General features: G+C 67.6%; 19 protein-coding genes. 17 read left to right on the top strand and 2 right to left on the bottom strand.

The window, feature by feature from the left end; translation table 11 throughout:
- Positions 1 to 60: 60 nt before the first annotated feature.
- Both ACSFBL_RS17120 and ACSFBL_RS17115 read left to right on the top strand, forming a co-directional pair.
- On the top strand, positions 61 to 2,382 hold the full coding sequence (locus ACSFBL_RS17120; protein WP_435516993.1) for an ATP-binding protein: 2,322 nt from the start codon (positions 61 to 63) through the stop codon (positions 2,380 to 2,382).
- A 50-nt stretch (positions 2,383 to 2,432) separates the two neighbouring features.
- A complete protein-coding gene (locus ACSFBL_RS17115; protein WP_435516992.1) occupies positions 2,433 to 3,983 on the top strand; it encodes a S41 family peptidase in 1,551 nt (516 codons plus the stop codon).
- 135 nt (positions 3,984 to 4,118) lie between these two features.
- Here the strand turns inward: ACSFBL_RS17115 and recQ are convergent, their stop codons facing one another.
- On the bottom strand, positions 4,119 to 6,017 hold the full coding sequence (recQ, locus tag ACSFBL_RS17110) for a DNA helicase RecQ (protein ID WP_435517371.1): 1,899 nt from the start codon (positions 6,015 to 6,017) through the stop codon (positions 4,119 to 4,121).
- 529 nt (positions 6,018 to 6,546) lie between these two features.
- Between recQ and ACSFBL_RS17105 the strand changes: the two genes are divergently transcribed.
- From ACSFBL_RS17105 to ACSFBL_RS17045, 13 genes are all read left to right on the top strand, one after another.
- Positions 6,547 to 7,512 (top strand): ABC transporter substrate-binding protein, encoded by a 966-nt coding sequence (locus ACSFBL_RS17105; protein WP_435516991.1) that lies wholly within the window; start codon positions 6,547 to 6,549, stop codon positions 7,510 to 7,512.
- 27 nt (positions 7,513 to 7,539) lie between these two features.
- Positions 7,540 to 8,382 carry an ABC transporter permease gene (locus tag ACSFBL_RS17100; protein WP_435516990.1) on the top strand — a complete coding sequence of 281 codons (843 nt, stop codon included), beginning with the start codon at positions 7,540 to 7,542 and terminating at the stop codon, positions 8,380 to 8,382.
- The gene (locus tag ACSFBL_RS17095) at positions 8,382 to 9,161 is read left to right on the top strand and encodes an ABC transporter ATP-binding protein (protein ID WP_435516989.1); all 780 of its coding nucleotides are present in this window, start codon (positions 8,382 to 8,384) and stop codon (positions 9,159 to 9,161) included. Before ACSFBL_RS17100 ends, ACSFBL_RS17095 begins: the two co-directional genes overlap by 1 nt.
- A 124-nt stretch (positions 9,162 to 9,285) precedes the next feature.
- A complete protein-coding gene (hutC, locus tag ACSFBL_RS17090; protein ID WP_435517370.1) occupies positions 9,286 to 10,002 on the top strand; it encodes a histidine utilization repressor in 717 nt (238 codons plus the stop codon).
- 61 nt (positions 10,003 to 10,063) lie between these two features.
- Positions 10,064 to 11,617: a histidine ammonia-lyase gene (hutH, locus tag ACSFBL_RS17085; RefSeq protein ID WP_435516988.1), complete on the top strand. Its 1,554-nt coding sequence runs from the start codon at positions 10,064 to 10,066 to the stop codon at positions 11,615 to 11,617.
- Positions 11,618 to 11,656: 39 nt separating this feature from the next.
- Positions 11,657 to 13,375: a urocanate hydratase gene (gene hutU, locus ACSFBL_RS17080; protein WP_435516987.1), complete on the top strand. Its 1,719-nt coding sequence runs from the start codon at positions 11,657 to 11,659 to the stop codon at positions 13,373 to 13,375.
- A 20-nt stretch (positions 13,376 to 13,395) separates the two neighbouring features.
- A complete protein-coding gene (locus ACSFBL_RS17075; protein WP_435516986.1) occupies positions 13,396 to 13,989 on the top strand; it encodes a HutD/Ves family protein in 594 nt (197 codons plus the stop codon).
- On the top strand, positions 13,986 to 15,230 hold the full coding sequence (gene hutI / locus ACSFBL_RS17070; protein ID WP_435516985.1) for an imidazolonepropionase: 1,245 nt from the start codon (positions 13,986 to 13,988) through the stop codon (positions 15,228 to 15,230). Before ACSFBL_RS17075 ends, hutI begins: the two co-directional genes overlap by 4 nt.
- A gap of 12 nt (positions 15,231 to 15,242) precedes the next feature.
- On the top strand, positions 15,243 to 16,631 hold the full coding sequence (locus tag ACSFBL_RS17065; protein WP_435516984.1) for a formimidoylglutamate deiminase: 1,389 nt from the start codon (positions 15,243 to 15,245) through the stop codon (positions 16,629 to 16,631).
- 5 nt (positions 16,632 to 16,636) lie between these two features.
- The gene (gene hutG, locus ACSFBL_RS17060) at positions 16,637 to 17,455 is read left to right on the top strand and encodes an N-formylglutamate deformylase (RefSeq protein WP_435516983.1); all 819 of its coding nucleotides are present in this window, start codon (positions 16,637 to 16,639) and stop codon (positions 17,453 to 17,455) included.
- Between the two features lie 86 nt (positions 17,456 to 17,541).
- Entirely contained in the window at positions 17,542 to 18,678 is a 1,137-nt protein-coding gene (locus ACSFBL_RS17055) for a histidinol-phosphate transaminase (RefSeq protein WP_435516982.1), read from the top strand.
- A 59-nt stretch (positions 18,679 to 18,737) separates the two neighbouring features.
- Entirely contained in the window at positions 18,738 to 19,784 is a 1,047-nt protein-coding gene (locus tag ACSFBL_RS17050; protein WP_435516981.1) for a homocysteine S-methyltransferase family protein, read from the top strand.
- A 171-nt stretch (positions 19,785 to 19,955) separates the two neighbouring features.
- On the top strand, positions 19,956 to 20,756 hold the full coding sequence (locus ACSFBL_RS17045) for an SH3 domain-containing protein (RefSeq protein WP_435516980.1): 801 nt from the start codon (positions 19,956 to 19,958) through the stop codon (positions 20,754 to 20,756).
- 13 nt (positions 20,757 to 20,769) lie between these two features.
- On the opposite strand, the gene ACSFBL_RS17040 is transcribed toward ACSFBL_RS17045, so the two are convergent.
- The gene (locus ACSFBL_RS17040) at positions 20,770 to 21,657 is read right to left on the bottom strand and encodes a LysR family transcriptional regulator (RefSeq protein ID WP_435516979.1); all 888 of its coding nucleotides are present in this window, start codon (positions 21,655 to 21,657) and stop codon (positions 20,770 to 20,772) included.
- 99 nt (positions 21,658 to 21,756) lie between these two features.
- Between ACSFBL_RS17040 and ACSFBL_RS17035 the strand changes: the two genes are divergently transcribed.
- Positions 21,757 to 22,194, top strand: a complete 438-nt coding sequence (locus tag ACSFBL_RS17035; protein ID WP_435516978.1) for a PACE efflux transporter — start codon at positions 21,757 to 21,759, stop codon at positions 22,192 to 22,194.
- A 251-nt stretch (positions 22,195 to 22,445) separates the two neighbouring features.
- Positions 22,446 to 25,196: a methionine synthase gene (metH, locus tag ACSFBL_RS17030; protein WP_435516977.1), complete on the top strand. Its 2,751-nt coding sequence runs from the start codon at positions 22,446 to 22,448 to the stop codon at positions 25,194 to 25,196.
- The last annotated feature ends 50 nt before the right edge of the window (positions 25,197 to 25,246 follow it).

Raw genomic sequence — 25,246 nt, 5'->3', positions numbered from 1 at the left:
GCCAAAAGTCTGCGTTATGGTCGCGCTCAGATTCTGTTTCACCTCAATGGGGGTTCCCCGATGGTCAAGCGTTCCGGCGTCGATGTAGTGGCTGCGGCTTCCCGCGGCCACGCATTGCCATCGCCCGGACTCAAGGAAGCACCGGTGCTCGAGCTCATGTGCTCGCATTTCGTGCTTACGTTGGCGGCCAAGCAGGGGCCGCGCTTCAATGTGCGCCGCGACCTGAACGGCCTGCTGTCGCTCACCGGCCGCCATCTCGTCTGGCCCTTGCCTGTATTGCAACGGTTGCGAGAGTTTCTCGGGCGACGATGTGCCGGCAACGAAATATGGAAAGGCGTCGAGGACTTCGATGGCCGCACGCTGCTCGAACGCCACGGCGTCTGGCGCGGGCCCTATGAGGAAGGCACGCTGTTCTTCTACCTCGACGAGTACGCCAAGGACCAGCCCAAGGACCTGCTGTCGGTGCTCTCGGTCACGCGCGACTGGCTCACGCATGCCTTGCGCAAGCAGTCCACGCTGGTCGAGAAGAACATCGACGCGCTCGCCGGCCTGCTGCAACTCAACAGGGCCGAACGCGCGCTCCTGCTCTACGGAACGCTCGCACGCTATCAGCGTGACCTGCGCTCGCTGCTGGTCGAGTTCAAGGTCAACAACGCGCCCGAGGCCTATGCCGCCATCGCGGAAGTGGCCGGCGTCAATGCCAGCGAGGTGGGCGAGGCGCTGCGCGCGGGCTCGCGCCTGGAACGCATCGGCCTGGTCGAGAACCTGATCTCGGAGCACAACATCACCGACCTCGCCGATCTCATGAAGGTCAGCGAGAAACTCCCGCCGGTGCTGATGCGCGAATACCGCGACCGCAACGAGCTCATGGCGGTGTTCACGCGGCCATCGGCCAAGAGCGCGCTGACGGTGCACGATTTCTCCTTCGTCGAGGACGATGCGCAGATGCTCGTCACGCTGCTGCGTGCGGCCGTGGCGCGCCGGGAGCCGGGCGTCAACGTGCTGCTCTATGGTCCGCCGGGCACCGGCAAGACCGAACTCGCCAAGGTCGTCGCGCAGGCCGCGGGCCTCGAACTCTTCGAAGTCGAATACGCCGATCGCGACGGCAATTCGCTCTCGGGCCGCGACCGCTACCGCTCGCTGCAGATCGCGCAGGTGTTTCTCAAGGGCAGCGAGCAGGCCGCACTGCTTTTCGACGAAGTGGAAGACGTCTTCCCGCCGATCAGTACCGAGGCGGCGCAGATCATGGCGCGCGCCGAGCAGGTCCCGTCACCGACCAGCGGCAGCGTGAGCGGCAAGGCGTGGGTCAACCAGATCCTCGAATCGAACGCCGTGCCGACGCTGTGGGTCACCAACCGCATCGAGCAGATCGACCCGGCGTTCCGCCGACGTTTCGCCTACCACCTCGAACTCAAGTCGCCCCCGCCGGGCGCTCGCGAGCAGCTGGTGCGCAAGACGCTCGAAGGGGTTTCGGTGTCGGAGGCCTTCACCGCCAAGCTGGCCGGGCGCAAGGGCCTGACGCCGGCGCAGATCCGCACGGCGGTGCGCTTCGCGGAACTGGCGATGACCGAAGGCAGTTCGGTCGAAGTCCTGATCGAACGCCAACTCAAGAATGCCGACCTGGCACTGGGCACGCTCGACACGCTGGGCGCACGCCGCAGCGTCACCACCTACGACCTCGACATGCTGAACGTCGAGACCCGCTTCGAGATACCGCGCATCGTCGAGGCGCTCAAGGCGCGCGGCCACGGCACGCTCTGCTTCTACGGCGCGCCGGGCACCGGCAAGACGGCACTCGCCGAGCACATGGCCAAGGCGATCGGCCGGCCGCTGATCGTCAAGCAGGCGAGCGACCTGATGAGCAAGTACGTCGGTGAAACCGAGCAGAACATGGCCGCGATGTTCAAGGAAGCGGAGGCCGAGAAGGCGATCCTCCTGCTCGACGAGGCCGACAGCTTCCTGCAGGACCGGCGCGGCGCGCAGCGCACTTATGAAGTGACCGAGGTCAACGAGATGCTGCAGGGCATGGAACGTTTCGACGGCATCTTCGTGTGCACCACCAACCTGCTCGACCGCATCGACCAGGCGGCATTGCGCCGCTTCACCTTCAAGATCAAGTTCATGCCGCTGACCGGCGATCAGCGCGAACGCATGTTCGTCACCGAAGCGCTCGAGGGCGACACGCTGCGCCTCACGAGCGAGATCAGGCATCGGCTGGCCAGGCTTCCGCAGCTCTGCCCCGGCGATTTCGCGGCGGTGAAGCGCCAGACGGATATCCTTGCGGTTTCGTTCTCGGCCGGCGAGTTCCTGGACCAGCTGGAAGCCGAGCATCGGATCAAGCCCGAGGTGCGCGAATCGCGCGGCATCGGCTTCGTCCAATAGCAAACACGCATGCAGCGCCGGACGCCGGCGCGCGCAAGGGAAAGTGATCGATGAGGGGTTTCCGGACCATGGGCCCGGCGCGTTGCGCCGCGGCCGCTGCCACGCTGGCTGTTGTTGCAATGCTCGCCGCGTGCGGTGGCGGAGGGGGTGGAGGCGGCGTCGCCTTGCCCGTGGCCGCGGCCCCCTCGGCACCCAGCGATGCGTCGATCGTGCCGTCGTCCAGTGTGGCGGGCCAATGCGCCGCGCCGCGCATGGGCGTCGATCCGGACACGGGCGCCGCCTTTCCGGACCGGGCCGGCTCGGTCGCCACCGAGAAGAGCTGGATCCGGGCATGGATCGATGAAACCTACCTGTGGTTCGATGAAGTGCCGAGCGTCAACGCCGCGGACTTCGCGACGCCCGTCGCCTATTTCTCGGCACTGAAGACGCCCAATACCACGGCAAGCGGCCGCGCCAAGGACCGCTTTCATTTCACCTCTGATACCGCTGCGTACCGCGCCCTGTCGCAAAGCGGCATCGAAGTCGGCTACGGCTTCGAGCCCGCCATCCTCAGCGCCGCGCCCCCACGCGACATTCGCGTGGCCTTCACCGAGCCCGGTTCGCCGGCGTCCCAGGCCGCGATGGGGCGCGGAGAACAGGTCACTGCGATCGACGGCATCGACGTCGCCAACGGTTCGAATGTCGCCGGGCTCAATGCGGGCCTCACCCCCACGCGCGAAGGCGAGGTGCACAGCTTCATGCTGCGGGCGCCGGACGGCGGCGAGCGCAGCGTCACCTTGACGGCGGCACGGATCACGCGCACGCCGGTCCAGAACGTGAAGACGGTCTCGACCTCCAGCGGGCCCGTCGGCTACCTGCTCTTCAACGACCACATGGCCACTGCCGAATCGCAGCTGATCGCGGCCGTGAATCAGCTCCAGGGCGCCGGCATCGTCGACCTGGTGATCGACATGCGCTACAACGGCGGCGGCCTGCTCGACGTCGCGAGCGAACTGGCCTTCATGATTGCCTCGCCCGCCGCAACGACGGGCACTGTGTTCGAGCGTCTCCAGTTCAACAGGAAGAACCCGTTCGGCTTCACACCGGCGCAGTCAACCGTACCCTTCTATGCGACCACCCGCGGCTTTTCGACCACAGCGGGCCAGGCGCTGCCGCAACTCGGCTTGTCGCGCGTCACCGTGCTCGCCGGGCCCGACATGTGCTCCGCCAGCGAATCGGTCGTCAACAGCCTGCGAGGCGTGGGCGTGACGGTGAACCTGATCGGCGGCGCCACCTGCGGAAAGCCTTACGGCTTCTTCCCCCAGGACAACTGCGGCACCACTTACTTCGCGATCCAGTTCCAGGGCGTCAACCAACAGGGCTTCGGCGACTATGGCGACGGCTTCACGCCCACCTGCGCCGTGGCCGACGACTTCGGCCACGCGCTGGGCGACCCCGCCGAGGCGCGCCTCGCCGCTGCGCTCGGCTTCCGCGCCACCGGCGCCTGCCCGGCGGCATCGTCCAACAAGCTCGATGTCGCCCGCAGCAAGGCAGAGACGGGCGGCACCCCCTACCTCATCCGATCACCGATACGAGAAACCCGCCTCGTAACGCGCCCCTGACGCGGACCGCAGCCGAGACCTCACCAGGAATACCGCGGACCCGGCTCCGCCGGGCCGCCGGTATTGCCCCCGGCAGGGGGTGGGCGGCTACACGAAGTGAGCAAGCCTGGGGGCGAGCAATAGGATCTGGGCGAGTCAGAAGCTTGAGCAGACCCGCAACACATCCTCTCCATAGGCCTCGAGCTTCTTGCTTCCGATCCCGCTGATGCCTTGCAGGTCTTCCAGCGTGGCCGGCGCGCGTTCCGCGATGGCGGCGAGCGTCGCGTCGTGGAAGATCACATAGGCCGGCAGGTTGTGCTCGCGCGCGACTTCACCACGCCACGCCTTGAGCGCGGCAAAGCGCGCCTGGCCCGACGCATCGAGCGAGGCGGCCGCCGGTGAAGGCGCACCGCGCGCCGTCTTCTCCCGACGCGGCTTGCGCTCGGCCGGCGACGAGACCGATTCGCGCAGCATCACCTGCACCTCGCCCTTCAGCACCCCGCGCGAGCCTTCGGTCAACTGCAGCGTATTGAAGGCCTGCGCGTCGACCGACAACGCACCCGTCGCAATGAGCTGCCGCAGCACGCCACGCAACTGCGGCTCGCTGAACTCGCCGCCGATGCCGAAGGTGCTCACCCTTTCATGTCCGAACTGCTTGACCTTCTCGGTCTCCTTGCCCCGCAGGATGTCCATGATGTGACCGGCGCCGAAACTGATGCCGCTTTGCTGCTGCACGCGGTAGATGGTCGAGAGCAGCTTGCGCGCCGCATCGGTGCCGTCCCACACCTGGGGCGGGTTCAGGCAGTTGTCGCAGTTGCCGCAGGGCGTGCTCTTCTCGCCGAAGTAGCCGAGCAGCCGGACGCGCCGGCAGTCGCTGGCTTCCGCGAGGGAGAGCAGCGCGTCCAGCTTGCCGCGCATCACCTGCTTGAATTCCTCGCCGGCCGGGCTCTCGTCGATCATGCGGCGCTGGTTCACCACGTCCTGCAGGCCGTAGGCCATCCAGGCATCGGCGGGCGCACCGTCGCGACCGGCGCGGCCGGTTTCCTGGTAGTAGCCCTCAATGTTCTTCGGCATGTCGAGATGCCCGACGAAGCGCACGTCGGGCTTGTCGATGCCCATGCCGAAGGCGATGGTCGCCACCATCACGATGCCTTCCTCGCGCAGGAAGCGATCCTGGTGCTTCTGGCGCAGCCCGGCATCCAGCCCCGCGTGATAGGGCAGGGCGTTGATGCCCGCGTCGCTGAGCGTCTGCGCCACGTCTTCCACCCGCTTGCGCGACTGGCAGTAGACGACGCCCGCATCGCCTTCGTGCTCGCGTTCGATGAAGCGCAGCAGCTGCGTGGTGGCTTCCTTCTTCTCGACGATGGTGTAGCGGATGTTCGGCCGGTCGAAGCTGGAGACGAACTGGCGCGCTTCTTCAAGTTGCAGCCGCTCGACGATGTCGGCACGCGTCAGCGCGTCGGCGGTCGCGGTGAGCGCGATGCGCGGCACGCCGGCAAAGCGCTCGTGGAGCACGGTCAGCGCGCGGTACTCCGGGCGGAAATCGTGGCCCCACTGGCTCACGCAATGCGCTTCGTCGATCGCGAACAGCGAGAGCTTGCCGCGCTCGTTGAGCGAATCGAGTTGCGACAGGAAGCGCGGCGTCGTCACGCGCTCAGGTGCTGCGTAGAGCAGCGTGATCTCGCCGCGCAGCATGCGGCGCTCGACATCCTGCGTCTGCTCCCAGTCGAGCGTGGAGTTGAGGAAGGCCGCATTCACGCCGGCTTCGTGCAGTGCGCCGACCTGGTCGTGCATCAGCGCGATCAGCGGCGACACCACCACCGTCACGCCGTGGCCGGCACGCTGGCGCGCGATGGCGGGGATCTGGTAACACAGCGACTTGCCGCCGCCGGTCGGCATCAGCACCAGCGCATCGCCGCCGGCGGTGACGTGGTCGACGATCGGCGCCTGGGGGCCGCGGAACGCCGCGTAGCCGAAGACCTCCTGGAGGATCTGCTGCGGCTCGGGCGAGGATGACGAGAGTGGCAAGGCGGACAAGATGCTATTGGTTTTGATAGCTGCTCGCGCCCGCGGTGCGGGTGAACTGAAGCCCGGGTGGACTCCGAACAGCACGCGTCCTCCCGGACCGCGCACCTTGATTGTCTCAGCCTTGCGGATCAGCCCAGGACGATGCGCGCAATGATGTTGCGCTGGGATCTCCGAGGAGCCCTCGTAGATGCGCAGGATCCGCGCATCGCGTACGTAGCGCTCCAGCGGCAGGTCGCGCCTTTCGCCGAGGTCCGTGGAGGCCAGTGTCTCGAGGCAGGCCGACGCGCTCACCAGCCAACTGGCCTGCCTGGCATGCGGCTTGCCAACTTGCCAGTTGTTCGCTGCCGCCAAGCCCTGTCTAGACAGCTTTTGGTGCATGAAACCGCTTTCGCGCACTGAGCAAGTGCAGGGCGGGGCTTGATCCGAACTGCAATTTCGGGTTAACCTGTATATACAGGTGCATCGCAGCGGATGAAACTCGGCCACCTGCTGGAATCTGCCCCCTTTGTCGGGCCCGGCGAGCCGAACTTTTTTGAAACGCAACAGGAGAACCTTGATGGTCATGACGGTCGGAAAAATCGCCTCGCTGGTGGCGGCAGGTGCGTGCATCGCAGGCATGGCGGCGAGCGCCAGTGCCCAGGAAACCAAGATCACCCTCGGCATGTCCGGCTGGACCGGCTTCGCGCCGCTCACGCTGGCCGACAAGGCCGGCATCTTCAAGAAGAACGGACTCGACGTCGAACTGCGCATGATCCCGCAGAAGGACCGCCATCTCGCGCTGGCCTCCGGCGCCATCCAGTGCGCGGCCACCACCGTCGAGACGCACGTCGCCTGGAACGCCAACGGCGTGCCGATCGTGCAGATCTTCCAGATGGACAAGTCCTACGGCGCCGACGGCCTGGCCGTGCGCAACGACGTCAAGACCTTCGCCGACCTCAAGGGCAAGGCCATCGGCGTCAGCGCACCGGGCACCGCGCCTTACTTCGGTCTGGCCTGGATGCTCAACAAGAACGGCCTGACCATGAAGGACGTCAAGCTGGTCTCGCTCGAGCCGCAGCCTGCCGCCCAGGCCTTCGTCTCCGGCCAGAACGACGCCGCGATGACCTACGAGCCCTATCTCTCGACCGTGCGCGCCAACCCTGCCGCCGGCAAGATCCTCGCCACCACGCTCGACTACCCGATGGTCATGGACACGGTCGGTTGCGCGCCCACCTGGCTCAAGACCAACGCCAAGGCCGCGCAGGCGCTGGCCAACTCGTACTTCGAAGCGGTCGAGATGATCAAGACCGATCCGGCCAAGTCCAACGAGATCATGGGCGCCGCGGTCAAGCAGACGGGCGAGCAGTTCGCCAAGTCCTCGGCCTACCTGCGCTGGTCGGACAAGGCGGCCAACCAGAAATTCTTCGCGAGCGACATCACGCCGTTCATGAAGGACGCACAGGCCATCCTGCTGGAGTCGGGCGTGATCCGCAAGGCGCCTGACGACCTGGCCGCCACCTTCGACACCAGCTACATCAAGTAAGAGACCGCCATGGACGCGACGCCTGTCATGAACTCTCCCAAGCCGTTGGCATCTGCCGGGCCGGTCGCGTCGGCGGCGGCGCGCCGGCACCGCGCACTGGCCCCGCTCGAACCCGTCAGCGCGCGTGCGCGCTGGATGCTCGGGCTGGGCTTCTTCGTGCTCTTCGTGGTGGTCTGGTCCTTCTTCACGCTCGGCGGCTTCGTGTCGCCGACCTTCCTGGCCAGCCCGGTCACGATGCTGAAGGAGGGCGTGCTCCTCTTCACCCAGTACGACTTCACCCACGACATCGCCATGACGGTATGGCGCGTGTTCGGCGGCTTCGTGCTGGCGACCCTGATCGCGGTGCCGCTCGGCATCGCGATGGGCACGTGGAAGAGCGTCGAAGCCTTCTTCGAGCCCTTCGTCTCCTTCTGCCGCTACCTGCCGGCCTCGGCCTTCATCCCGCTGCTGATCCTGTGGGCCGGCATCGGCGAGGCGCAGAAGCTGCTCGTGATCTTCATCGGCTCGGTGTTCCAGGTCACGCTGATGGTGGCCGTCACCGTCGGCAGCGCACGCCGCGACCTGGTCGAGGCCGCCTACACGTTGGGCGCCAAGAGCCGTGGCATCGTCCTGCGGGTGCTGATCCCTGGCGCTGCGCCGGGCATCGCCGAAACGCTGCGCCTCGTGCTGGGCTGGGCCTGGACCTACGTCATCGTCGCGGAACTGATCGGCTCGTCCTCCGGCATCGGTCACATGATCACCGACAGCCAGGCGCTGCTGAACACCGGGCAGATCATCTTCGGGATCATCGTCATCGGCGTGATCGGACTGATCTCCGACTTCGCCTTCAAGGCTCTCAATCGCCGCCTCTTCGCGTGGAGCACCATCTGATGAACCAACTTTCAGTCCGGGGCGTGTCCCGCATCTTCACCGGCACGCGCGGCCAGAAGACGCAGGCGCTGCTGCCCATCGACTTCGAGGTGCGCGAGAACGACTTCGTCACCATCCTCGGCCCCTCGGGCTGCGGCAAGTCCACGCTGCTGCGCATCGTCGCCGGCCTCGACTATCCGACCGAAGGTCGCGTGCTGCTCGACGGCCAGACCATCGAAGGCCCGGGCGCCGATCGTGGCGTGGTGTTCCAGAGCTACACGCTGTTCCCCTGGCTCACCATCGCGCAGAACATCCGCTTCGGCCTGCGCGAGCGCGGCATGAGCGAGGCCGAGCAGAAGGAGCGCAGCGACTTCTTCATCGCCAAGGTCGGGCTGCGCGGCTTCGAGAACCACTTCCCCAAGCAGCTCTCCGGCGGCATGCAGCAGCGCACCGCGATCGCGCGCGCGCTGGCCAACGACCCCAAGATGCTGTTGCTCGACGAGCCATTCGGCGCGCTCGACAACCAGACCCGCGTGCTGATGCAGGAACTGCTGCTTGGCATCTGGGAGTCGGCGCGCAAGACGGTGCTCTTCGTCACGCACGACATCGACGAGGCGATCTTCATGGCGAACCGCGTCGCCGTCTTCAGCGCGCGACCCGGCCGCATCAAGACCGAGATCGCGGTCGACTTCCCGCACCCGCGCCACTACACGATCAAGACCTCGCCGGAGTTCATGGAGATCAAGGCGCGCCTCACCGAAGAGATCCGCGCGGAATCGATGGCTGCTGCAGAGCACTGATCCGCATCGCACGAAAGACCGCATGACCGCAGCCAGCCTTCGCAAAGTCACCGACGCGCGCCAGCCCGCGAAGAAATCCGCGGGCGCGGAATCGCGCGAGGCGGCCAATTCGGCGTTGCCCGCGATGGCGCTGTACGAGCAGGTCAAGGCTTTCATCACGCACAAGATCCAGGATGGCTCGTGGGCGGCAGGCCACCGCCTCCCTTCGGAGAGCGAACTGGTCGCGCAGTTCGGCGTCGCGCGCATGACGGTCAATCGCGCACTGCGCGAGCTGGTGGAGCAAGGCCGCATCGTGCGGGTCGCAGGCGTCGGCAGCTTCGTGGCCGAGGACAAGCCGCAATCCACGCTGCTGCAGATCGCCAACATCGCGAGCGAAATCCGCGACCGCGGGCATGACTACCGCTGCGAGTTCCTGGTGGCCGAACGCATCGCCGCATCACCCGACGTCGCGGTGTGGCTCGACCTGCGCCCCGGCGAGTCGGTGTTCCATACGGTGTGCCTGCACCTGGAGAACGACATCCCGGTGCAGCTCGAAGACCGCTACGTCAATCCCCGCGTGGTGCCGAATTTCCTCGACCAGGATTTCTCGACCGTCCCGCCGAGCGAATACCTGGTGCGCAACGTGCCCTTCGACCAGATCGAGCACGTGGTCGACGCCGTGCTTCCGACGCCCGAGCAGGCTGAGCGCCTCGACATGCCGGTGACCGACCCCTGCCTGCTGCTCACGCGGCGCACCTGGACGCGCACCACGCCGGTGACGATGGTGCGATGCCTGCATCCCGCGTCGCGCTATCGGCTCGGCAGCCGCTTCCGCGCCGACGGCAACCCTTCCTTCGGCTGAACGAGGCTGACACCCCCCTTCGGCCCCATGCCGCAACCACTTGTATAGACAGGTAGCCCTCATGAATCACACCCCATCCTCCGACGCCGCAACCCTCGTGCTCACGCCCGGCCAAGTCGACCTGGCCGCGCTGCGTCGCGTGCATGCCGGCGGCGTGCAACTCGCGCTCGATCCGGCGGCACGCGCGGGCCTGCTGGCCGCGCAAGCCACGGTTCGCAAGATCGTGGAGTCGGGCGATGTGGTCTACGGCATCAACACCGGCTTCGGCAAGCTCGCGCAGACCATCATCCCGACCGAACGCCTGGCCGAGTTGCAGCGCAACCTCGTGCTGTCGCACAGCGCCGGCACCGGCGAGCCGCTGGCGGCCGGCGTGGTGCGGCTGGTGCTCGCGACCAAGGCGGTGAGCCTGGCGCGCGGCCACTCCGGCGTGCGGCCCGAGATCGTCGATGCGCTGCTCGGACTGTCCAATGCCGGGCTGTTGCCTCGCATTCCGTCGAAGGGCTCGGTCGGCGCGTCGGGCGACCTGGCGCCGCTCGCGCACCTGGCCTGCGTGCTGATCGGCGAGGGCGAAGTCACGACGCCGCAAGGCGAGGTGATTGGCGGTGCCGAGGCCCTGCGCCTCATCGGCATGACGCCCTTCGTGCTGGGCCCCAAGGAGGGGCTCGCATTGCTCAACGGCACGCAGGTATCGACCGCGCTCGCGCTGGCCGGCCTCTTCGGCGCCGAAGACGTGTTCGCGGCCGCCCTGCTGGCGGGCGCGTTGTCGCTCGAAGCCATCCAGGGTTCGATCAAGCCTTTCGACGAACGCATCCACGCGGCGCGCGGGCAGCCGGGACAGATGGCCGTCGCCGCTGCGGTGTGCGAGCTGCTCGACGGCAGCGAGATCGTGCCGTCGCACGCCGACTGCGGGCGCGTGCAGGACCCGTATTCCATCCGCTGCGTGCCGCAGGTGATGGGCGCCTGCCTCGACAACCTCTTCCATGCCGCGCGCGTGCTGCGCACCGAAGCCAACGCCGCATCGGACAACCCGCTGGTCTTCGACAACGGCGACGTGATCTCCGGCGGCAACTTCCACGCCGAGCCCGTGGCCTTCGCGGCCGACATCATCGCCCTGTCGATCAGCGAGATCGGCGCGATCTCGGAACGCCGCATGGCCTTGCTGCTCGACAGCGGGCTGTCGGGCCTGCCGCCCTTCCTGGTGCGCGACGGCGGCGTTAACTCCGGCTTCATGATCGCGCAGGTCACGGCCGCGGCGCTGGCCTCGGAGAACAAGTCGCTCGCGCATCCTGCGAGCGTGGACAGCCTGCCGACTTCCGCCAACCAGGAAGATCACGTGTCGATGGCGACCTTTGCGGGTCGCCGCCTCGCCGACATGGTCGAGAACACCGCCGTCGTCGTCGGCATCGAGGCGATGGCCGCCGCACAGGGCATCGAGCTCAAGCGCGGCCCGAAGAGCTCGCCGCTGGTCGAGGCCGAATACGCCGCCATCCGCGAGCGTGTTCCCTTCATCGACCAGGACATCTTCTTCGCGCCATGCATCGAAGCCATGCGCAAGTGGGCGCGACAAGACAACTGGCCTGAGGCCGTGCAATCCATCCTCCCCAGCCACGCCTGAATCAACGATCAAGTTCCGTCATCGAAAGGACATCCCGTCATGAACGCACCCGACAAATTCCTCGCCGCCAAGGCAGACCCCCGCCATGACGCGAGCCGCGTGATCCGTTCGCCGCGCGGCAGCACGCTGACCTGCAAGAGCTGGCTCACCGAGGCCCCGTTCCGCATGCTTCAGAACAACCTCGACCCCGAAGTGGCCGAGCGCCCGCAGGACCTCGTGGTCTACGGCGGCATCGGCCGCGCGGCGCGCGACTGGGCCTGCTTCGACCAGATCCTGGCGTCGCTGAAGGAACTCAACGACGACGAGACGCTGCTCATCCAGTCGGGCAAGCCGGTCGGCGTGTTCAAGACGCACGAGAACGCACCGCGCGTGCTGCTCGCCAACTCGAACCTCGTGCCGAAATGGGCCACCTGGGAGCACTTCAGCGAGCTCGACCGCAAGGGCCTGATGATGTACGGCCAGATGACCGCCGGCAGCTGGATCTACATCGGCAGCCAGGGCATCGTGCAAGGCACCTTCGAGACCTTCGTCGAAGCCGGACGCCAGCACTACAACGACGACCTCTCGGGCAAGTGGATCCTGACCGCCGGCCTCGGCGGCATGGGCGGCGCGCAGCCCCTGGCTGCCACGCTCGCGGGCGCGGTGTCGCTCAACATCGAATGCCAGCAGGCCAGCATCGACTTCCGCCTGCGCACGCGCTACCTCGACAAGCAGGCCAAGGACATCGACGACGCGATCGCGCTGATCAAGCAGCACACGGCGGCCAAGGAAGCGGTGTCGATCGGCCTGCTGGGCAACGCGGCCGAGATCCTGCCGGAACTGGTGAAGCGCGCCCGCGCCGGCGGCATCAAGCCCGACCTCGTGACCGACCAGACCTCCGCGCACGACCTCGCCAGCGGCTACCTGCCGATCGGCTGGACGTTGGCGCAATGGGAGGCCGCCAAGGCCGACGCAACGCAGCACCCCACGCTGCGCAAGGCGGCCGCCAAGTCCTGCGCGGTGCACGTGCAGGCCATGCTCGACTTCCAGGCGATGGGCATTCCGACCGTCGACTACGGCAACAACATCCGCCAGGTCGCCTTCGACGAAGGCGTGAAGAACGCCTTCGACTTCCCGGGCTTCGTGCCGGCCTACATCCGCCCGCTGTTCTGCGAAGGCAAGGGTCCGTTCCGCTGGGTGGCGCTCTCGGGCGACCCGGAAGACATCTACAAGACCGACGCGAAGATCAAGGAGCTGTTCCCCGAGAACAAGCACACGCACCGGTGGCTCGACATGGCGCGCGAGCGCATCGCCTTCCAGGGCCTGCCTGCGCGCATCTGCTGGCTCGGCCTGGGCGAGCGCCACAAGGCCGGCCTTGCGTTCAACGAGATGGTGAAGAACGGCGAACTGAAGGGCCCGATTGTGATCGGCCGCGACCACCTGGACACCGGTTCGGTCGCCAGCCCCAACCGCGAGACCGAGTCGATGAAGGACGGCTCCGATGCCGTCTCCGACTGGCCGCTGCTCAACGCACTGCTCAACACCGCCGGCGGCGCGACCTGGGTCAGCCTGCACCACGGTGGCGGCGTCGGCATGGGCTACTCGCAGCACTCGGGCGTGGTGATCGTCTGCGACGGCACCGACGCTGCCGCCAAGCGCGTCGAGCGCGTGCTGTGGAACGACCCGGCCACCGGCGTGATGCGCCATGCCGATGCCGGCTACGACATCGCCATCGAGACCGCGAAGAAGCAGGGCCTGAACCTGCCGATGATCAAGTAGGCAACGCCAGGCGACACAGGGTGACGGTGCATCGCTTCGACATAGCCTCGCTGACCGCGGCTCCGTGGAAGAACGGCGGCGGCGTGACGCGCGAGATCGTCTGCTCGCCTGCCGGTGCCGGCATGGACGGCTTCGACTGGCGCGTGAGCATCGCGACCATCGACAAGGCCGGGCCGTTCTCGGCGTTCGCGGGCGTGGATCGCGTGATCATGCTGCTGGACGGCGCGGGCGTTCGTCTTCGCTCGGCGGATGGGCGCATCGACCATCGGCTGGAGGTGCCGCATGCGCCGTTCACCTTCAGTGGCGACGTGGCGCTGGACTGCGAATTGCTCGGCGGCACGTCGACGGATTTCAACGTGATGTCGCGCCGAGGTCGGTTGCGTGCGGATGTCCGGGTGTTGCGGGAGAACGGCGACATCGCGCCGGCGGATCGCGGGCTCGTGCTTTGCCTGCGCGGCAACTGGCAGTTGAGTGGCATCGATTGCGAGCCGGGATCCGGCTTCTGGTGGGATGGCGAACCGAAGGCGTGGCGCGCCGCTTCAGGCGATGCCGACGCCGCACTCGTCGCGGTGCGGCTCGAATCGACGACAACATTGAGCGACGGAACACCATGAACCATTCCGAACTTCCTTCAGCCGACGGCGTGTGGGAGCACCTGCGAATCGCTCCGGGCGCGCTCGCCGATGGGCAGGTAGTCGACGCAGAGGCGGCGATCGTCGTTGCCGGCGGAAAGATCGCGTGGATCGGCGCGAGCGCCGCCTTGCCCGGCGATTTCGCCGCGCTGCCGCGCTTCGATGGTCGTGATGCGCTCGTCACGCCGGGCCTCGTCGATTGCCACACACATCTGGTCTACGGCGGACAGCGTGCGAACGAATTCGCGATGCGTCTCGCCGGCGCCACCTACGAAGAGGTCGCGAAAGCAGGTGGCGGCATCGTTGCCTCCGTGCGCGCCACGCGGGAAGCGGACGAAGACATGCTCTTTGCTCAAGCCGCTCAGCGGCTCGAACAATTGCTCGCCGACGGCGTGTGCGCCATCGAGATCAAGTCGGGCTACGGCCTCGCGCTCGAACACGAGCGCAAGCAACTGCGCGTGGCGCGTAGTCTGGGCGAGACGTACGGCGTCACCGTGCGCACGACATTCCTCGGCGCGCATGCACTGCCGCCGGAATATGCAGGCCGCAGCGGCGACTACATCGACCTTGTCTGCAAGGAGATGCTGCCTGCGCTGGCCGCGGAGGGCTTGGTGGATGCAGTGGACGTATTCTGCGAACGCATCGCCTTCTCGCTCGCCGAGACCGAGCAGGTGTTCCAGGCCGCCAAGGCGCTCGGCCTGCCGGTCAAGCTGCATGCCGAGCAGCTCTCCGACATGGGCGGCGCCGCGCTGGCCGCCCGCTACGGTGCACTGTCCTGCGATCACATCGAGCATCTTCCCGCCGAAGGCATCGCGGCGATGCGCGAGGCCGGCACGGTGGCCGTGCTGCTGCCCGGCGCCTACTACACGCTGCGCGACACGCACCTGCCGCCGATCGAGGCGCTGCGCGCCGCGGGCGTGCCGATGGCCGTGTCCACCGACCACAACCCCGGCACCTCGCCCGCACTGAGCCTGCTGCTGATGGTCAACATGGCCTGCACGCTGTTCCGTCTGACGGCGCCCGAGGCGCTCGCCGGCGTGACCCGCCATGCCGCGCGCGCGCTGGGCCTGCAGGGCACGCACGGCGCGCTGGCCGTCGGTCGACCCGCCAACTTCGTGCTGTGGCAGCTTCGCGAAAGCGCCGAACTGGCGTACTGGTTCGGCCAGCAGCCCGCGCGCACGATCGTCCGGCAAGGACGCATCGCCTCCGGACCCCAACGCTGAGCCGCGAAAGACATGCCATCGACTTCTCTCTTCGCCTCCGATGCCCTGCTGCCCGGTGGCTGGGCGCGCAACGTGCTGCTCGAATGGAACGCAGACGGTCGACTGTCTACGGTCACGCCTGACAGCGCGCCCGCCGGCGACACGCCGCGTGCATCGGGACCGGTGCTGCCGGGCATGCCGAACCTCCATTCGCACGCGTTCCAGCGCGCCTTCGGCGGCCTGACCGAATTCCGCGGCGCGGCGCAGGACAGCTTCTGGAGCTGGCGCACGCTGATGTACCGCTTCGCCGCGAAGATCTCGCCGGAGCAGGTCGAAGCGATCGCCACCTGGCTCTACATCGAGATGCTCGAAGCCGGCTACACCACCGTGTGCGAGTTCCACTACCTGCATCACGACGCCGACGGCAAGCCGTATGCGGACGACGCCACGCTCGCACTGGCGCTGATGCGCGCCGCGCAGCGTGCGGGCATCGGACTCACCCTGCTGCCGGTGCTCTACCAGACCAGCGGTTTCGGTGCGCTGCCGCCGAGCGAAGGCCAGCGGCGCTTCATCCGTTCGACCGAGTCGATGCTGCGCCTTCTGGAACGCCTGCACCCGCTGTGCAAGGAACAAGGCGCCCGGCTCGGGCTCGCGCCGCATTCGCTGCGCGCCGTACCTCCCGACGGCCTTCGCGATGCGCTCGCGGGGCTGGACGCGATCGACGCGACCGCGCCGATCCACATCCACATTGCCGAGCAGACCGGCGAAGTCGATGCCTGCGTGGCATGGAGCGGGCAGCGGCCGGTGGCATGGCTGCTCGACCATGCGCCTGTCGATGCACGCTGGTGCCTCGTGCACGCGACGCACATGGATCCGGAGGAGTACCGCCGCGCGGGCGCAACCGGCGCGGTCGCCGGCCTGTGCCCGACGACCGAGGCCAACCTCGGCGACGGCATTTTCGATTTCAACGCGTGGCGCGAAGCGGGCGGCCGATGGGGCATCGGCTCCGACAGCCACGCCTGTGTCAATGCCGCCGAGGAACTGCTGATGCTGGAGTACGGGCAGCGCCTGGCCACGCGGCAGCGCAACGTGGGCGCCAACGCGGCGCATCGCGAAGTCGCGACCGCGCTCACGCTGTCGGCGGTGGAAGGCGGCGCGCAGGCCGCAGGCCGGCCCGTCGGCGGACTCGCCGCAGGCCAGCAGGCCGACTTCGTCGTGCTGAATGCAGCGCACGTCGCACTGCAGGGCCTCGCGGCGCCCGAGATGCTGTCATCGCACGTGTTCGCCAGCCACCGCACGTCCGCCATCGATGCCGTGTGGGTTGCTGGGCGGTCGCGGGTCAGTGCCGCCCGCCATATTTCGCACAACGAAGCCGCCGCCGCGTTCGTGGCCGCGCGCAGCCAACTTCTTGCCAAGGATTGAGCCCCATGCCCTTCACCACCACCGAACCCCCGTTTCGCTTCCGCCGCGGCACGCGACCGCTGCTGATCTCGATGCCTCACGTCGGCACGCATGTGCCGCCGCAGCTCGCGGCGCGGCTCAGCGAGGAAGCGCGCCATGTGCCCGACACGGATTGGCACCTGGAGCGCCTCTACGACTTCGCCGATGAACTGGGTGCGTCGGTATTGGTCGCGACCCACTCGCGCTACGTGGTCGATCTCAACCGTCCGCCCGACGGCGCGAGCCTCTATCCGGGGCAGAGCGTCACCGGCCTGTGCCCGGTCGACACCTTCGACGACACGCCCCTCTATCCCGCAGGCGATGTGCCGGACGACGCGGAGATCGCCGCCCGCCGTGAGGCGATCTGGCATCCCTACCACCGGCAGCTTGCCGATGAGCTGGCGCGCATCAAGGCGCAGCACGGCATTGCCGCACTGTGGGACGCGCATTCGATCCGCTCGGTGCTGCCGCGCTTCTTCGAGGGCAAGCTGCCCGACCTGAACCTGGGCACGGCGCAGGGTGCGAGCTGCGATCCGGCGCTTGCGCAGGCGCTGCTCGGTGTGGCCAAGGAAGCGAGCGGATTCACCAGCGTGCTCAACGGTCGCTTCACCGGCGGCTACATCACGCGGCACCACGGCCAGCCCGCACAGGGCGTGCACGCGGTGCAGCTCGAGATGACGCAGTGCAGCTACATGCAGGAGGCGCTGCCCTTCGACTACCTGCCCGAGGTGGCTGCGCACGTGCAGCCGCATGTGAAACGCATGCTCGCCTCGGTGCTCGACTTCGTCGAAGCGCGCCGCGGCTGATCGCCGGTCGAACTGCCACCCATGCACGCCGATCCGGCGCGCCGGAATCTCTCATCAACTGCCGAATCCCCGGAAGGTTTCCATTCATGAACGCTGACGCCATTCGCGACCTCGTGCGCCCCGAAGTGCCCGCGCTTCCTGCCTACAACGCAGGCCTGTCGTCCGAGGCCGTGCGCTCGCGCTACGGCGTCGACCGGATCGCGCGCCTCGCGAGCAACGAGAACCCCTTCGGCGCGAGTCCCGCAGTCGCGCGTGCGCTGACGGGCCTGGCGCTGCGCGTGGGCACCTACCCGGATGCAAACTGCACGGCGCTGCGGGCCGCCATTGCCGAACGCATCGGCGCAAGCGCGGCGCAGATCGTGATCGGCAATGGTTCCGAATCGATCCTCCAGATGCTGTGCCAGGCCTTTCTCTCGCCTGGCGACCGCGTGCTCACGCAGCGGCCCGCCTTCGGCCTGCACGAGATCTATCCGCGGATGATGGGCGCCCAGGTCGAACTGCTGGCGCTGACGCCCGCGCTCGAATTCGACCTCGATGCCTGGTGCGAGGCATTGGGGCGCGGGCCGAAGATCGCGATGCTCGCCAATCCTTCCAATCCCGTGGGCTGCATGTTCGATGCGCAGGCGTTCACCCGGATCGTCGAAGCCACGCCGCGCGGCACGCTCCTGGTGATCGACGAGGCCTACTACGAGTACGCGCAGCGTGAACGCGGCTTTCCTGATGCGCTGGCCGTGTTGCGTGCACAGCAGCGGCCCTGGATCGTGCTGCGCACCTTCTCGAAGGCCTGGGGCCTGGCGGGCCTGCGGGTCGGCTATGGGATCGCGTCGGACGCTTCGCTGATCCAGTGGCTCGACCGTGTGCGCACGCCCTTCAACGTCAACGAGGCCGCGCAGGCGGCTGCGCTCGCCGCGTGGGGCGACGATGTCTTCATGACGCAGACCGTCGCGGAGACCGTGAAGCTGCGCGAAGCGCTTGTCGCGCAACTGCGCGCGATGGCGGTGCCGGGCATGCGCATCGCACCGTCGGCGGCCAACTTCCTGTTCATCGACCTGGGGCGGCCGAACGGGCCGGTCAATGAAGCGCTGCTGGCGCGCGGGATCATCGTCAAGCCGTGGAAGGAGCCGGGCTTCGAGCGCTTCATCCGCGTGTCGATCGGCACGGCGGACGACAACGCGCGCTTCCTTCGTGCGCTGGCCGAGATCGTCGGCGGACCGCAGGCCTGAGGGCGCCCACAAGACCCGCCCGCGCGGCGGGGCGGGAGGCGCTTTCTACAATCGGGCGCATGAAGCCCATCGCCTACACCCGCGCGCAGCAGTTGCCCGCCATCCTCGCCCAACGCATCGCCATCCTCGATGGGGCGATGGGCACGATGATCCAGCGCTTCAAGCTCACCGAGGCGCAGTACCGCGGCGAGCGCTTCAAGGACTTCCCGCGCGACGTCAAGGGCAACAACGAACTGCTCTCGCTGACCCGGCCCGACGTGATCCGCGACATCCACGAGGGCTACCTGGCCGCGGGCGCCGACCTGATCGAGACGAACACCTTCGGCGCGACGCGCATCGCGCAGGAGGACTACAAGATGGCCGATCTCGCGCGCGAGATGAACCTGGAGTCCGCCAAGCTGGCGCGCGCGGCCTGCGACAAGTTCAGCACGCCGGACAAGCCGCGCTTCGTCGCCGGCGCTCTCGGCCCGACGCCCAAGACCGCCAGCATCAGCCCCGACGTGAACGACCCCGGCGCGCGCAACGTGAGCTTCGAGGAACTGCGCGCGTCCTACTACGAGCAGGTCGAGGCGCTGGTCGAAGGCGGCGCCGACGTGATCCTGGTCGAGACGATCTTCGACACGCTGAACGCCAAGGCGGCCCTGTTCGCGGTCGACGAGTACTTCGATGCCAGCGGCGAGCGCCTGCCGCTCATCATCAGCGGCACCGTCACGGACGCTTCGGGACGCATCCTCAGCGGGCAGACCGTCACGGCGTTCTGGCACAGCGTGCGGCACGCGCAGCCGCTGGCCATCGGCCTCAACTGCGCGCTCGGCGCTGCGCTGATGCGGCCCTACATCCAGGAACTGGCGCGCGTGGCGGACGACACCTTCATCAGTTGCTACCCCAACGCCGGCCTGCCCAATCCGATGAGCGAGACCGGCTTCGACGAAACGCCTGACGTGACCTCGCGCCTGCTGCATGAGTTCGCGGCCGAGGGATTGGTCAACATCGTCGGCGGTTGCTGCGGCACCACGCCCGAGCACATTGCCGCGATCGGGCAGGCGGTTGCGCCGATCGCGAGCCGCAGCCTGCATCGCGCTGCCTTCTACAGCGAAGCGGCCTGAGCGACACGCATTCGTCGCTGTCCCGGCGCATGTGAAGCCGGGATGAAGAAGCTCTCCAAACGTTGGGCCGGTCCACGTGCCGGCGTGATTTGCCGTTGTCCGGGGTAGGCCGTGGCCGATTGACAACGGCTCGCCAGCCCACCTACCCTGACCAGCAAAAAGGAAAACCACATGCACACACCGACCCGGCGATGGATCGGCATCGGCACCATCGCACTGGCGCTTCCCTTGGCCGCCACGGCCCAGCAGGCTTTCACGCGGGGGGCCGTCAACCTGCGTGCCGGTCCCGGCGACAACTACCCGCTGGTGGCCACGCTGGCGCCCGGGCAATCGCTTCAGGTGATGGGCTGCACGAGCGGCTATGGCTGGTGCGACGTGGTGCTGCCCGACGGTCTTCGCGGCTGGTCCTATGCGGCGAGCCTCGACTACGCCTATCAGGACCAGCGTGTGCCGCTGGCCACCTATGGTGCGGTAATCGGCGTGCCGCTCGTGACGTTTGCGATCGGCAGCTACTGGGGCAGCTACTACCGCGATCGCCCCTGGTACAACCAGCCGCGCTGGTGGGGCGGACGGCCGCCGCCGCCCCCGGGTCCGGGCTGGCGCCCGCCGCCCCCGCCCGTGCCGGGTTGGCGTCCCAATCCGTGGCCCGGCTATTCGCCGCACCCTCCAGGGTTCAGGCCGCCTCCGGCGCCGGGCTTCGGCCCGCCGCCGTCACCCGGCTTCCGTCCGCCGCCGCCGCCCGGGGTTCGTCCGCCGCATAGTGGCGGGGCCCGGCCGCCCGGCTCGCCGCCTGGCATGCGTCCGCCCGGGCAGGGTGGGGGTGGAGGAGGCGGTGGTCATGGCGGAGGTCACGGCGGCGGTGGCCACGGTGGTGGACAGGGCGGAGGACATGGTGGCGGACAGGGCGGGGGACATGGCGGGGGACATGGCGGAGGCCAAGGTGGTGGCCAAGGCGGCGGCCGCGGCCAGTAGCCGCTGAGGCGCCTCAATCCTTCTTGCGGGCGATCAGCGCCACGAAGCGCTGGGCGCCCAGGCCGAGCGGCCGTTCGCGCGACCACACTACGTCGACCCACAGGTCGAGCCCGTTCGACAGGTTCTCGAACGGGATCTCGACCAGCGCACCCGCCGCCACGTGCGGCCGCGCGAAGTTGCGCGGCAGCCAGCCCCAGCCGAGTCCCGCCGTGATCAGGCTCAGCGCCGCGAGTGCGTTGTCGGTGCGCCAGACGTGCCGTGCGTAGACGAAGCGCTGGTCGCTGCTCGCGAGATCGCGCCCCGCGACGACGATCTGCCGCGTGGTCGTCAGGTGTTCCTCGCGCAGGCGGCCGCCGGCGGCGGCGAGCACCGGATGGTCCGGCGCCATCACGGCGACCATGGTGTCGCTGGCCACTTCCTGGAAGCCCTCGCGGCCGTCGAGGCTGGGGCGCTCGAACACCAGGGCAAGCTGTGCGCGTCCGCTGTGCAGCAGGGCCAGCGCGTCGGCCTGCGGGGCGGCGAGCACTTCCACCTCCAGCGACGGATATTCCCGCGCGAGCGCGGCCAGCGGACCGCTCCATGGGGCTGCGAGAAGTTCGGGTGCGATGGCCAGGGTGAGCCGGTTTTCGAGCCCCTGCGTGAGGGCAAGCGCCTGCACCTGGAGCTGCTTGAGCTGCGCCGCGAGCAATCGCGCCTGCGGTTCAAGCGACCGGGCGGCGGCCGTCGGCTGCGGCTCCCGGCCACTGCGATCGAAGAGCTGAAGGTCGAGTTCTGCCTCGAGGTTCGCGATCGCCATGCTCACGGCGGAGGGGACCCGGCCCAACGACCGCGCGGCGGCCGAGAACGACCCGTGGTCGATCACCGCAAGAAACACCTCGACGTTATCGCTGGAGAAGCTCATCGGTCCAATCTGTCAGATTAATTGATAGAAGATGACTTTATATATCAGGAGTACACACATAAAGTCCACCTTGTCACCAACCACTACGGGATCGAATTCATGCAAGGGCTCAAGCGCCGCGTCGTCTACATCACGCTCTACGAAGGCATCGCCATCATCGCGGCGAGCGCGGGACTGGCGCTGATGTCGGGCCAGGGCCTGGGCCATTCGGGCGTGCTGGCCGTCATCGCCTCGGTCATCGCGGTGCTCTGGAACCTGAGCTTCAACGCCCTGTTCGAGCGCTGGGAATCCCGGCAGGCGGTGCGCGGCCGCAGCGTCAAGCGCCGGATCGCCCACGCCATCGGCTTCGAAGGCGGCCTCGTCGCCTTCCTCGTGCCGGTCTTCGCCTGGTGGCTGGACGTGAGCCTGTGGGACGCCCTGGTCATGGACCTGGGCCTGGTCGTGTTCTTCCTGATCTACACCTTCGTCTTCAACTGGGCCTTCGACCTGCTCTTCGGCCTGCCCGCATCGGCCACAGGCGCAGCCCAGCCGGCGTAAAATCCGCGGCTCCCAAGGAGCGTTGCAGCGTCGCCGTCCCCACCCGGGACCGCCGCGTCAGGCTTGGGTCATCTCCATGCTCCGCACACAACTCGCGTCCCAGCCCAGAGATACCGCAGAACCGGCTTCGCCAGGCTGCAGGCATCGCCCCTAGCAGGGGGTAGGTGAAAGCGACACGCAGTGCGCGAAGCCTGGGGGTGAGCATTGTGGCAACGACGCTCGCCTGATTCGAACGTCCTGCAGGTGAGCCCATGTCCTCCGATTCCTCTCCCGTCCTCGTCCCCCCGATGAAGCTGTCCGGCCTCGAGCCGGTGCAGATCGGCGAGGGCGCGCTGTTCGTCAACATCGGCGAGCGCACCAACGTCACCGGCTCCAAGGCCTTCGCGCGGATGATCCTCAACGGCCAGTTCGAGGAAGCCCTCGCCGTGGCGCGCCAGCAGGTCGAGAACGGCGCGCAGGTGATCGACATCAACATGGACGAGGCCATGCTCGACAGCAAGGCCGCGATGGTGCGCTTCCTGAACCTGATCGCCAGCGAGCCCGACATCGCACGCGTGCCGATCATGGTCGACAGCTCCAAGTGGGAAGTGATCGAGGCCGGCCTGCGCTGCATCCAGGGCAAGGGCATCGTGAACTCGATCAGCATGAAGGAGGGCGAGGACCAGTTCCGCCACCAGGCCCGCCTCCTGCGCCGCTACGGTGCGGCCGCGGTCGTCATGGCCTTCGACGAGAAGGGCCAGGCCGACACCTACGAACGCAAGATCGAGATCTGCGAGCGCGCCTACCGCATCCTCGTCGACGAGATCGACTTCCCGCCCGAGGACATCATCTTCGACCCGAACATCTTCGCGATCGCCACCGGCATCGAGGAGCACAACAACTACGCGGTCGACTTCATCAACGCCACGCGCTGGATCAAGGAAAACCTGCCGGGCGCGAAGGTGTCGGGCGGTGTCTCGAACGTGAGCTTCAGCTTCCGCGGCAACGACCCGGTGCGCGAAGCGATCCACACCGTGTTCCTGTACCACGCGATCAAGGCGGGCATGGACATGGGCATCGTCAACGCCGGCATGGTCGGCGTCTACGACGACCTCGAGCCCGAACTGCGCGAGCGCGTGGAGGACGTGGTGCTCAACCGCCGTCCCGATGCCGGCGAGCGCCTGGTCGAAGTGGCGGAGACCGCGAAGAGCGGCGCCAAGGACGAGAGCAAGAAGCTCGAATGGCGCGGCACGCCGGAACAGCCGGTGTCGGTGCAGCAGCGCTTGTCGCACGCGATGGTGCACGGCATCACCGACTTCATCGTCGAGGACACCGAGGAGGCCTACCAGGCCATCCTCGCAAAGGGCGGCCGCCCGCTGCACGTGATCGAAGGCCCCCTGATGGACGGCATGAACATCGTGGGCGACCTGTTCGGCCAGGGCAAGATGTTCCTGCCGCAGGTGGTGAAGTCGGCGCGCGTGATGAAGTCGGCCGTGGCCCACCTCATCCCCTACATCGAGGAAGAAAAGCGCCAGGACGAGGCCGCGGGCCGCGATGTGCGGACCAAGGGCAAGATCGTCATCGCCACCGTCAAGGGCGACGTGCATGACATCGGCAAGAACATCGTCACCGTCGTGCTCCAGTGCAACAACTTCGAAGTGGTGAACATGGGCGTGATGGTCCCGTGCCACGAGATTCTGGCGCGCGCCAAGGTTGAGGGTGCCGACATCGTCGGGCTCTCCGGCCTTATCACGCCGAGCCTGGAAGAGATGCAGTACGTCGCGGGCGAGATGCAGAAGGACGATCACTTCCGCGTCAGGAAGATCCCGTTGCTGATCGGCGGCGCCACCACCAGCCGCGTGCACACGGCGGTCAAGATCGCGCCGCACTATGAAGGTCCGGTGGTGTACGTGCCCGATGCCTCGCGCAGCGTGAGCGTGGCGCAGTCGCTGCTGTCGGAGCAGGCGACGAACTACATCAACGAGATCAACGCCGACTACGACAAGGTGCGCCACCAGCACGCGAACAAGAAGCAGGTGCCGCTGTGGCCGCTGGCGAAGGCGCGTGCCAACAAGCCGCCGGTCGACTGGTCGGGCTATATGCCGCCGGTGCCGAAGTTCATCGGCCGCCGGGTGTTCCGCAACTTCGACCTGACGGAGCTCGCGAAGTACATCGACTGGGGCCCGTTCTTCCAGACCTGGGACCTGGCGGGACCGTTCCCGGCGATCCTGAAGGACGAGATCGTGGGCACCGAGGCCGTGCGCGTGTATGCCGACGGCCAGCGCATGCTCAAGCGGCTGATCGAAGGCCGCTGGCTCTCGGCGAGCGGCGTGATCGGCTTCTGGCCCGCGAACACCGTGAACGACGACGACATCGTGCTCTACGCGGACGAGTCGCGCACCCAGGCTGCGCTCACCTGGTACGGCATGCGCCAGCAGACCGAGAAGCAGATGATCGAGGGCGTGATGCGGCCGAGCCGCTGCCTCGCCGACTTCGTCGCGCCGCGCGAGAGCGGGCTGAAGGACTACGTAGGCATGTTTGCCGTCACCGCGGGCCTCGGCGTCGAGAAGAAGGAGAAGTACTTCATCGACGACCTCGACGACTACTCCGCCATCATGCTCAAGGCGCTGGCCGACCGGCTGGCGGAGGCCTTCGCCGAGGCGCTGCACCATCGTGTACGGACCGACCTCTGGGGCTATGCGGCCGACGAGTCGCTGAACAACGAGGACATGATCGGCGAGAAGTACCGCGGCATCCGCCCCGCGCCCGGTTACCCGGCTTGCCCGGACCACAGCGTGAAGCGTCCGATGTTCGACCTCCTGAACTGTGCGGACATCGGCATGACCCTGACCGAAAGCCTCGCTATGATGCCGGCCGCCAGTGTCAGCGGCTTCTATCTGAGCCATCCCGATTCGACGTACTTCAACGTCGGCAAGATCGGGCACGACCAGCTGCAGGATCAGGCCGCGCGGCGCCACGAGAGCGAAGCGGATCTCGAGCGGCTGCTGGCACCGAATCTTTGACACGGCCGGCCGGTGCAGGCAGGGCCGGCGCGGGAGAGTTCCTATTCAGA

The organism is Variovorax glacialis (assembly GCF_051216375.1).
Lineage (GTDB): Bacteria > Pseudomonadota > Gammaproteobacteria > Burkholderiales > Burkholderiaceae_C > Variovorax.
The sequence above is the reverse complement of the archived record's forward strand: the minus strand, read 5'-3'. Positions and strand labels throughout refer to the sequence as shown.

Coding starts and splice junctions, on each gene's coding strand:
- ACSFBL_RS17040 (WP_435516979.1), bottom strand. CDS start 21,657: ATGAGCTTCTCCAGCGATAACGTCGAGGTGTTTCTTGCGGTGATCGAC.
- hutU (WP_435516987.1), top strand. CDS start 11,657: ATGAACGCACCCGACAAATTCCTCGCCGCCAAGGCAGACCCCCGCCAT.
- hutG (WP_435516983.1), top strand. CDS start 16,637: ATGCCCTTCACCACCACCGAACCCCCGTTTCGCTTCCGCCGCGGCACG.
- ACSFBL_RS17050 (WP_435516981.1), top strand. CDS start 18,738: ATGAAGCCCATCGCCTACACCCGCGCGCAGCAGTTGCCCGCCATCCTC.
- ACSFBL_RS17035 (WP_435516978.1), top strand. CDS start 21,757: ATGCAAGGGCTCAAGCGCCGCGTCGTCTACATCACGCTCTACGAAGGC.
- ACSFBL_RS17045 (WP_435516980.1), top strand. CDS start 19,956: ATGCACACACCGACCCGGCGATGGATCGGCATCGGCACCATCGCACTG.
- metH (WP_435516977.1), top strand. CDS start 22,446: ATGTCCTCCGATTCCTCTCCCGTCCTCGTCCCCCCGATGAAGCTGTCC.
- ACSFBL_RS17065 (WP_435516984.1), top strand. CDS start 15,243: ATGCCATCGACTTCTCTCTTCGCCTCCGATGCCCTGCTGCCCGGTGGC.
- hutI (WP_435516985.1), top strand. CDS start 13,986: ATGAACCATTCCGAACTTCCTTCAGCCGACGGCGTGTGGGAGCACCTG.
- hutH (WP_435516988.1), top strand. CDS start 10,064: ATGAATCACACCCCATCCTCCGACGCCGCAACCCTCGTGCTCACGCCC.
- hutC (WP_435517370.1), top strand. CDS start 9,286: ATGGCGCTGTACGAGCAGGTCAAGGCTTTCATCACGCACAAGATCCAG.
- ACSFBL_RS17120 (WP_435516993.1), top strand. CDS start 61: ATGGTCAAGCGTTCCGGCGTCGATGTAGTGGCTGCGGCTTCCCGCGGC.
- ACSFBL_RS17100 (WP_435516990.1), top strand. CDS start 7,540: ATGAACTCTCCCAAGCCGTTGGCATCTGCCGGGCCGGTCGCGTCGGCG.
- ACSFBL_RS17095 (WP_435516989.1), top strand. CDS start 8,382: ATGAACCAACTTTCAGTCCGGGGCGTGTCCCGCATCTTCACCGGCACG.
- ACSFBL_RS17115 (WP_435516992.1), top strand. CDS start 2,433: ATGAGGGGTTTCCGGACCATGGGCCCGGCGCGTTGCGCCGCGGCCGCT.
- ACSFBL_RS17055 (WP_435516982.1), top strand. CDS start 17,542: ATGAACGCTGACGCCATTCGCGACCTCGTGCGCCCCGAAGTGCCCGCG.
- ACSFBL_RS17105 (WP_435516991.1), top strand. CDS start 6,547: ATGGTCATGACGGTCGGAAAAATCGCCTCGCTGGTGGCGGCAGGTGCG.